This window comes from Pseudomonas sp. PH1b (assembly GCF_000633395.1).
Lineage (GTDB): Bacteria > Pseudomonadota > Gammaproteobacteria > Pseudomonadales > Pseudomonadaceae > Aquipseudomonas.
Genome location: NZ_AYMU01000033.1, coordinates 116,800 through 126,420, shown reverse-complemented (window position 1 = coordinate 126,420; position 9,621 = coordinate 116,800). Strand labels below are relative to the sequence as shown.

Sequence of the window (9,621 nt, the reverse complement as noted above, 5' to 3'; positions counted from 1 at the left end):
TCAGGAGGATCATGTTCAGCAAGTGGGCACTAGCCTAAAAGGTGGTGGTAATGTGACCTTGAGTGCGGGACAGGAATTGGCCCTGATCGCTAGTCGTGTAACGGCGGGTGATGAGGCTTATTTGGTCGCTGGTAAAAACCTCGCTCTCAAAGCTGCCGAAGATCAGGACTACAGCTTCTACAGCAAAACCAAGAAGTCTTCGTCGGGTAAGAAGTTCCGCCTTGATGAGACCGAAAGCATTTCCAATGTGGGTAGCTTGGTCAGTGCCGGTACTAACAGTGTCCTGGTAGCTGGAGAAAACCTGCAATTGCAAGGTAGTGCGGTGATCGCTGAAAAAGGCAACGCACAACTGATAGCGGGCAAGGATGTCCAGATCCTTGCTGTTACTGATTCCGAGAGTGATCGGCATGAGCGTAAGCAGAGCAAGAGCAGTTGGGGCGGACTGAAGTCGAGCAAAGTTGAAGATAAAGTCAGCGAAACTCGTACCATGGCTATCGGCAGCATGGTGTCGGGTGACACCGTCAGTGTGACTGCCGGCAGGGATGCGTCTGTTACCGGGTCTTCGTTGGTCAGTACGGGGGACTTGAGTGTACAGGCTGTTCGAGATCTCACGATTGATGCTGCAACGAACACTTTTTCGCGCACAGAAATACATAAGCAGAAAAACCGTGACCTGACTGGTGTACTGACTGCCAATAAGCTTGGTTTGGATGACATCACAGGCAATCAGCATCTCTCCATAAGCAGCCAGAAACACAACGGCAATGCACAGGAAACGACCCTAACTGGCAGCACCATCGGCTCCAGTGCTGGCAACGTAAAGCTAAATGCAGGCCGTGAGCTTAAGGTTGTTGCCAGTGATCTTGTCAGTACCAAGGACATGTCGCTGAGCGGCGCGGATGTCTCCATCGCGGCAGGTACTGAAACAGCCAAGCAAACCAGCTCTGATAGTTCGAAGAGCCTGGCGGTTGGGCGGGTGATTGGCGGCATGGTGATTGATACCGCCAAGAGTATCCGTAATGACGTTCGTGCCGCCAAGGAAGCTGATGATGGTCGACTCAAGGCAGTCAAAAGCGCTCAAGCGCTTCTTTCTGCTTACAACGCAGTGGGCAACCTTGACTCAGGTTCTGCGCAAGAGTCTGAGGGTAAGCCAGCCAACAGCAGCGGTTCGCTGATCAAGATCGGTACCGAACTTGCCAATACACGCACTAAAAGTTCCAGCGAATACAACAGCGAAACCGCAAAACAATCGACCCTGACCAGCGGTGCGGGGTTAGTTATTAATGCCGGGGGCAATGGTGAGGGGGCCAAGGGAGATATCCATGTTATTGGCAGTCATTTAAAGGCTGAAAACACGGCCTTGATAGCCAAGAACGATATCGTGCTGCAAAGCGCTCAAGATCGTGCGCAGTGGGATAATCAGAACACCAACAGTAAAACAAGCATTGGCGCCAGTTTTAATATTGGCGATCAAAACGGCTTTACTTTGGATCTTGGAGCACAGATTGCCAAAGGCATGGGGACTGGACATTCGGTCACTCAGGTCAATAGCACCGTCGATACTGGTTTATTGCTTTTGACCAGTGGCCAAGACACTAACTTGGCTGGGGCGCAAGTAAAAGCAGACACAATAAAGGCTGATATTGGCGGCAACTTGAATATCGCCTCTTGGCAAGATGAAGCCAGCCAGAAGAACCAGCAAAAGAGCGCTGGTGCTGGAGTCAGTCTCTGTGTCCCACCGTTTTGCTACGGTGCCATGGTCACCGCCTCGGGAAATATCGCTGGTAGCAAGATGAACAGCGATTACAAGGCGGTGACAGACCAGACAGGGTTATATGCGGGTAAAGGCGGATATGACATTCATGTTGGTGAGACCACTCAGTTGCAGGGAGCGGTCATCGCCAGCGATGCCAACGCTGAGAAGAACCGTCTGGATACGGGACGCCTGCTTGTCAGTGACATCAAGAACAAGAGTGAAATAAAAAGCCAAGCCGCGAGCTTGAGCGCTTCCTATACCAGCACCAAATGGGACAACCCGCGCGGTCCAAAGACTCCTGATGATCAACGGAAGTGGGCTCATTCAGAGACCGGGGGCACCCTGCCGATCGCGCTCAAGGAGTCGGACCACAGCAGCACCCGCAGTGCAATCAGTGAGGGACCTATCACCGTTCGTGACCCGGCAGGCATCAATGATCTGGTGGGCCTGAATCGTGATACCGCCAACGCCAATCAGCGCCTGGACCGCCCTGACGAGAAGGCCATGCAGGAGCGTATTGACCTTATCCAGAGTTCAGCGCAACTGGCGAGCAGCGCTATCAATACTGTCGCCAAGGCTAAAGCGGATGCGGCCAACAAGGCGAAGCGAGAAGCAGAGAAGTCGCAGAACTCAGAGCAGATAGCGGCAGCCAATGCCGCTGCTCAAGATGCGGCTAGTTGGAATGTGGGTGGCGACAAGCGAATCATGGCCGATATCGCCTCTGGCTTGGTTGCCGCCGGGTTGGGAGGGGCAGGAGGTTCGACGGCTGTTGGTGTTGTTGCTTACACGTCATCGGCTGACGTCTTCAAGAAAATCGGCGATTACTCAAATGCCCGACACCATGATCCCAAGGCGGACAGTGCTACCAAGGCGGCTTGGGCTGAGGGAGGTGCGGCGAGGGTTTTGCTGCACGCATTGGCGGGTGCAACTATCGGTTTGTCTAGCGGGAACGCTGGAAGTGGTGCGTTAGGGGCAGGGACATCTGCAGCGCTCATGCCGGCTATTGCTGAGGCGTTGAAGAACAGTGGTATTGAGGAATATAACCAAGATGCCATTGCGACATTAATCACTGCTGGCCTTGGAGCTACAGCGGGCTCTTCGGCAGGAGGCACCACAGGTGCGATTATTGGTGGGGCGAATGCCGCCGGAGTGGATATCAATAACCGACAATTGCATGCCCTTGAAGTCAAGAAAATCAAAGCATTGGCTGCAGAGTTTGCAGAAGAAAACAATATTAGTGTGGAAGCTGCTGAGGCCCGTCTTCTTGCTCAGGCGCAACAAAATGTTGATAAGACGTTTGCTGTTGAACACTCAATGTCCGATGCCTCTGCTCTTGAGTTTCTAAAAGGCCAGTCTCAGACGTTTGTTGATGAGAGTGGGCGTCTGATGTTGATGTTTGCGCCGGGAGGTTTAACGGCGTATGAAGATTCAAGTATGTATGTGGATACTTGGAAGCAGTTCACCTCAGAATACCAATCGATGTTGAGTGCGGCATCGAGGAAGAATCAAACAGAAAAAGAAAAGGAGATTCTATCAAAAACGAAAGATACAGCAATTCGTGGCCTATGGAAGGGAGCTGGAAATCTACCATCTGATGCGGTCAATGGCTTAGTCGATACGTTTAAGCAGCTTTTTCATTTGGATGATGTTGGCAAAGAGATTGTTAAGGTACCTTTTAAGTACGATACGGAGACTGAACATGATGTTGCTAAAGGTACTCAACAACTGATAGATAATGCTTTGCAGACGGTAGGTGCAGCGTGGGCATCTATTAAAGTGTCTCCTGTTGTAAAGGTCCCCGATACTGTAGAGACAACACGTTTGTGGCGTGCAGTAGAACCGGAGGAGCTTGCGGATATTCTAAAATATGGGGATTATAATATTCATCCGAACTCAACTTTTAAACGGTTTGGTTTTGATGAGAAAAGTTTGGACGATTTCATCAAGGCAAATCCTGATAGGACTTATACTAAGACGTATATAGAAATCCCTAAAGTTTTTTTGGATAAAATGTATCGGCATGATGACCCAGGAGGAGCAGGTAAGGCTATTGGTATAGATGTTTATGAGTTTCCAGAGTTCTATGATTTATTTAACAAGGTTCAGGTGGTGCCAAAATGAATAGAGCAGAAATTCGTGCCCCCTTTGTAATGGCTAAAGTTACATTCAGACCGCCATCTTATGGTGGTCGGATATCTATGCCAGAGGGTGATGGGTATGCACCATATTTTCGATCAGAATCCATGAGTGAAGAGTTGGCTGTTCGGGTGTATGAAGTTCCAAGTTCTGCAAAATTCGGTGTGCCGTATACCGTGAGGTTGGAGTTGACATATTGTCCGCGCTTGAGTTACGGGAAACTGAGCATTGGTGAGAGGTTTTTTTTAACGGAGGGACCTAAGACTGTTGCTGAAGGACTCATAGAGTCTGATGTGACCTATAGTTAAAATCGCAGTCGGGGGTGGTAATGCGAAGATTAGTGCCGATATTGTGCACGTAGACGTCGTAACGTGTACGGAAAGATAGTTTTGGTTTGAATGTTGGCGAGTTTTGAATCGCCCCGGATTCTCTAGACACCTTGCAAGCTCATTGCGTAACGATTTTCAAACTCTACCGATGACAGCTGATTGTTGAAACCATGGCGGCGTTTTGCGTTGTAGAACATCTCGATATAATCGAATACATCACTACGAGCACCTTCCCGTGTGGTGTAGATTGTCCGCTTGATCCGTTCCCGTTTCAGAAGCTGGAAAAAGCTCTCAACCACAGCGTTGTCATAACACTCCGGGCTAGGCTGGCAGCAACCCACCAGGGTGCGCGACCGCTTTCATAGAGCTTACTTTTCAGACCCTCGCGGCTTAAGTGACCCTTTGGACTCTGAGAGCAGTCGGCTGTACGCATCCTCCAAACCTTCCCGAGTTTGCGCGGGCAATGCTGGTTTCTTCTCATGCTTGGGCTTCGAAGATGGATTGGAAGGTGAGCCCGGTGGATGGAGTTGCTCGAAAGTCTTGCGCTCCTCGGCTGTTAGGGATGAAACAAAAACCTTCTCGCTCACCCGTGAAACACGATCGTCCTTGGTGAAGCTTAAGACGTTTGATGACATCGGCACCGGGAACGGACAGCGAAGGTCGGACCTACCCCCGGTTTTGCACTTATGGACACTGAGGCGAACTAGCTCCTCGACGTCGTCCCTACTGCTGGAGTAAGCGGCTGAAAGGTATGCATTGTTAACGTCCTCCAAAGTAATCGTATGGCGACGGGCTGCACGTGCTTCAAGATACGCCACCTTGATCAGTTGAACCGCCAGACGCTTTATACCGAAAGTCCAGCGATACAGCTCATGTATCAGGGCACTTGGATCTGCAGATACGCGCCGCCCGCTCACCCGTATGCATTCTAGAACATAATCCTTCCAAGGCTTCGAATCAGGATGGTCCGGTAGCATGACACGGGGTTCAGAGAGAAGCCGTTGCTTGTCCTCACTGTTCCTTGTCAGCAATTTGTGACCCAGGCTGTAGTTGGCCACATAGATCATCGGGACCCCAAGCCCGGCCATGGTAAGGAGAATATCCGTAACGCGGGCTACTCCTTGACCAGTGCTCTGATGCTGCATCTCTTCGAGCATCATTAGTGATATACCATCGCGGTTAACTCTACGCCGGCACTCCGTCAGTAACTTTGATGTATTCGCTCTAACTCCTGCCGCGTCGCCACCGAGGAAGTCTTCCAAAAGCTGCCTGCCGCCAGCCTTACCCCTGGCGCTGGCATACCAGTACGAGATTAATATATGAGGTTCGTGATAATGGGCAGATGCATAAGGTGCAGGTCCAGGCATCACCTTCATCAGCGCACGGATAGTTTGGCTCTTCCCAACGCCAGCAAGGCCGGTGAGGCAGATAGGAAACGTCTCATCCTCAGGGGGGTGATACAGCCGCCGCTGATATTGCTGGTCCGTGGAGAAACTCTCAGCCGAAAAGCTGCGCGCACGATCAATGCTGTCTTTAATAAAGTCCAAAGAAAACTGGTTGGGAAGAAAAATCGTCTTCAGTACCTCTGACAAACGCTCAGCGGCCAATGCAGGGCTCAACTCCTCAAGCCCAACCACCGGATCAGGTTGCACGGTAATCAAACGCCGGATATCAGCCAGCGTGTCCAGTCCGTCAAAGCGCGCAGAAAAGATGTTAGTCATGGCCTTTTCCCATCAACCGCTTCTGGTCAGCGGCATCACGCTCAGCCGCTCCTCCCTTCGCAGGACGCCCAATCTTCCGGGTACCACTGTCCCAGGCTTTGCCTGTGGCGTGAAAAAATTGGGCATTACGATCCTGAAGGATTGCGGGCTGCTCTTCACGAAGCTGCGCATTGCCGCGTAGCCGATTCTCATTGAGCACTTGAAGATCCGACAGCGAAATGTCGACGCTGCTGGGATGTACGCTCGCCGGCTTTACAAAGTCCAGCTCAAACAGAACGCCTTCTAATTCGATCCAGATATGTCTGACACACATGGTCATCACATAAGCTGTGACCGATATCTGGCCATTGAGCGCAATGCGATCAAAAACCTCAGTGTCAATCAGCTTCGATGAGTTGTACTTACGGCCATAAAAATAAACCCCACTCCTTTTGATGTGCGCCGGATGAAGTGTCAGAAATTCTCTCACGGCGCAGTCAAAACTTACCTCCGTGCCGGAATCGTAACCAAGATCACTATAGAACTTGTAAATGTTATGTGGGGTGGGGCTGAAGCCCACATCCAGCATCTCAGGTGTCATCCTCCCTTCAGCATCTGAAGCATGATTATCGTAAATAGCCTGCAGAATATGCCGCTTGCATATCTCAACAAAGTTGAGCGAGCTATGAAAGTGTGTTGGCTGATCATTGTCAGACTTGGTCCGAGGGTGTGACGATTCAACCGTTGCTTTCGACTGACCCGAGTGGGTAGGAGTCAGCTCAAGTCTGGATAACCAACTCATCATTTCGCCACGGGCGAAAGCTTCTGAACGAATCGGCACGCCCATGGTAGAACCTGGCCCACGGTCGAAGACGATGTTTTGCGGGAGGCCGTAAGTGGGCCAATCTTCTTTTCTGATCGTCAGGCCAAACAACGAAGCAAATTTGACCTTGCTAATGGCCATCGAGAACAGCGCCATGCGGTAAGCTTCCATGTTTTCTTTGTTTTCGGAGAATCCCAAGGCGACGACGGCACCAGACTGGCCACACACACCTCGAACTATACAGGCCGAATCCATGGCGGATCCCTCGAGCAAGCCAGATATCTTGCCCTTGGGATTGTAGCCGTCAAACTCAACAACTTGGTTTACATTGACCAAGTCATGACTAAAGCTTCCAACAAACCCAGACTTAGCTCGAGCACCAGTGGTACCTCTACGAGCTTTCCTGTACGCCTTGGCGCTTATCGCCTGACCAAGGTAGTAATCGTACTGTCCTTTTGTCGGGAAAGGCTTACTTTCGGGATGATAGAACTTCTTATTTCCTGTCGATGTTGTAAAAGGAACACAACCGAATTCACCCACCAACACGGCACCAAAGATTTCAGCGTCAGATTTAGTTTTATCATTGTATTTGATGAACCCATTTAGAATAGAAGCCTGCATTTCGGGCGTTGCAGGAAATCGAGACTTGCGTCCTGACTTAGGTGGCCTTCCCAACATTTTCCCTTCTGGAGTCTGTTCCCTTTTTCCTCTCCCGCAGCGGTCAAACTTGGGCATAAGCGCCCACTTCGAGCGACCGAACACCAGATAGCTAAAAAACCAAAACCTCAAACGACCTGCATTCTGAGAAGGTGACTGATTGGCAGCATGGGCGTTGATGATAGATTCGGGGTTGTCACCAGAGAGTATCTCCTCAGCATCGTGTACCAAATCCACTATGGCGAGGTAACGCTTGTTAACCATTTCATCGTAGCTTTTCGTTGCCCTCACGCGATCTCTTTCCAATTGATCCACTGAAATGCCCCTGATGGCCACTAACCAAGGAGGTGTGGCGTCACTACCACATTCCACAAGATCACCATTGGTCAGGGCTAGATCAAATTCAGGCCGGGAAAGCGTTAGCAAACTCGCACAGGTGCCTTCTTCATCAAAAAAAACAAGGCGTGCCCTGTTCGCCCTGCCATCACTTGCAAGGAAATAGTATTCGACATCCTTCGTCAGCCCTTTAAATCCTTCAGGTGCTCTCAGCCTAGAACCAGTGATCATTCGGGCAGTCCGGCAAAAAGTGAGCTATAGACCTGCAGAGCATCCGGCGCATCCGTCACCAATGGATGATCGATAAGGATAGGGTCAAACAAACTCACCGAAAGCTTACGCTCCCATATGTCTTTGTAGATCTTCGTCAGAAACAAATCACGCCGCCCCCACCGCTGTCCGTACATCAAGGCAACCGACGCTACTGGTCTCCCATGAGTGACACAGTCTTCGATGTCGTGTGAGAAATCCGCTAGAAGATTTGATTCGAGACCAATCTCACGATCATGGTAACCATAGAGAAGATCCAGATTGGCCACTAGGACGGGATCCAGCAGATCACTGGAAACCCTCACAGTCCTGATCCCTGCACTGAGGTAATAAATCTCTTCCAAGGCGTGCCGCAAGCGAGCTTTCTCGCGGTTTTCTTTCTGTTTTGCGAAGCTCCTCAAACTTCCCCGAGCGACCTCATCAAAATCCATCGCACTCAACTTTACTGTCCAGTTCACAGCATAGGGCGCCGAGCCTTGTGGCTGGATATAGAGAAGTAGATCGCCCAAGTAGGGGTGGGGGACTCTCTGGCGCTCACCATCATCGTATGTCACGACGGCTGTAGCGTGCTTAAGACCGATTTCCTCTGCCACCAATGATGTCCCCTTCACTGGCGGAAGTTTCAGTCCAGTAACTAAGGGGTTCCCTTGTAGTGGATGAACTTGTGGAATTGGGCTGAGCATTTTTTGCTCATGCAACTCGAACACTTCAGGATTGTAAAGAGCCAGTTGTGCGAAGATCCTTTCAGGGGTAGAAAGAAGATGCAGTGCTCGTCCAAGTTTCCTGCTATTAAGGCGACAAATACGAGAGCCCTTGGGAGCTTCACCAGGGACTGCATAAATTCCGGATAAGTAATTATCTCCCCATTTAAAACGGCCTTGTCGACCTATTATGCGGAGTAACGATTTTTTTAGATCCACTTATGTTATCTACCATCCATTCAATCCTTAGCAGGTGACGCATAACAGTCCACCTACATCGGTTGAATAAGCTATCCAATAGCGCGGGCACGGCGATAGCTACACCACGCGCAGTATACTTTTCTGGAGACGAACGGAGCCGTGCAGGGCTTGACGCCCTACGCGAGGGGATAGACAATGGATTCGTCAGGAGTCGAAAGCTGACTTACCCTCAAAGGCCCAAGGTCACACTTGGGCCTTTGTCTATCTGGCTCCTGGGTTTTCTATCCAGATTCCATGTTGTTTTTCCTCAAGCTCCAGTATTAAGCACTCAAGCTATCTCGTTTGAGACAGCTGCACTTTGATAACAACCTCGACGTTAATTAGGCAGAATTTGCATCGGTCGTTTGTAATGCATCTTCAATTTCAGTACTGCCTTTAGTAACCGTCACTTAACGATGCATGGTACCTCCGAAAAATGTCGATTGACAACTGGAACAAAACAGCTAAGTTGCGCCTCCGCCGGCGCTTTTTTACTGACTTCCCAGTGTTTTCGGTGCTTGGAGCGCCAAAAACCGCTATGCATAGATGACCCGGTAATTAAAAAAATTTGGTAAATCCCCCCAGTTATGGGACCCACGATTCGTGAATAATCGTCTACCTGTTTAGGCGAAATTGATCCGTAGCACGAGTAGCCGGCCGCTAAACTCATTTC

4 protein-coding genes and 1 pseudogene are annotated in these 9,621 nt (G+C 50.3%); 1 reads left to right on the top strand and 4 read right to left on the bottom strand.

The genetic code is table 11. From position 1 onward, the window contains the following. Window positions 1-3,877, top strand: a 3,877-nt coding sequence (locus U873_RS34605) for a hemagglutinin repeat-containing protein (RefSeq protein ID WP_025132153.1), incomplete at its 5' end; no start/stop codon positions are given. Between the two features lie 445 nt (window positions 3,878-4,322). On the opposite strand, the pseudogene U873_RS35645 reads toward U873_RS34605, so the two are convergent. The 4 genes and pseudogenes from U873_RS35645 to U873_RS34600 form a co-directional block, all read right to left on the bottom strand. After that, window positions 4,323-4,535: pseudogene (locus U873_RS35645) on the bottom strand (IS3 family transposase); the annotation flags it as partial. A 54-nt stretch (window positions 4,536-4,589) separates the two neighbouring features. After that, on the bottom strand, window positions 4,590-5,942 hold the full coding sequence (locus U873_RS35640) for a transposase (RefSeq protein ID WP_029978799.1): 1,353 nt from the start codon (window positions 5,940-5,942) through the stop codon (window positions 4,590-4,592). Next, on the bottom strand, window positions 5,935-7,968 hold the full coding sequence (locus tag U873_RS0132060; RefSeq protein WP_025132151.1) for a hypothetical protein: 2,034 nt from the start codon (window positions 7,966-7,968) through the stop codon (window positions 5,935-5,937). Before U873_RS0132060 ends, U873_RS35640 begins: the two co-directional genes overlap by 8 nt. After that, window positions 7,965-8,927 (bottom strand): hypothetical protein, encoded by a 963-nt coding sequence (locus U873_RS34600; RefSeq protein WP_029978798.1) that lies wholly within the window; start codon window positions 8,925-8,927, stop codon window positions 7,965-7,967. The genes U873_RS0132060 and U873_RS34600 overlap by 4 nt, the downstream gene beginning before the upstream one ends. Window positions 8,928-9,621: the final 694 nt, after the last annotated feature.

Bases quoted from the DNA above. Each gene is read 5' to 3' on its own strand.
- U873_RS0132060 (WP_025132151.1), bottom strand. From the start codon at position 7,968: ATGATCACTGGTTCTAGGCTGAGAGCACCTGAAGGATTTAAAGGGCTG.
- U873_RS35640 (WP_029978799.1), bottom strand. From the start codon at position 5,942: ATGACTAACATCTTTTCTGCGCGCTTTGACGGACTGGACACGCTGGCT.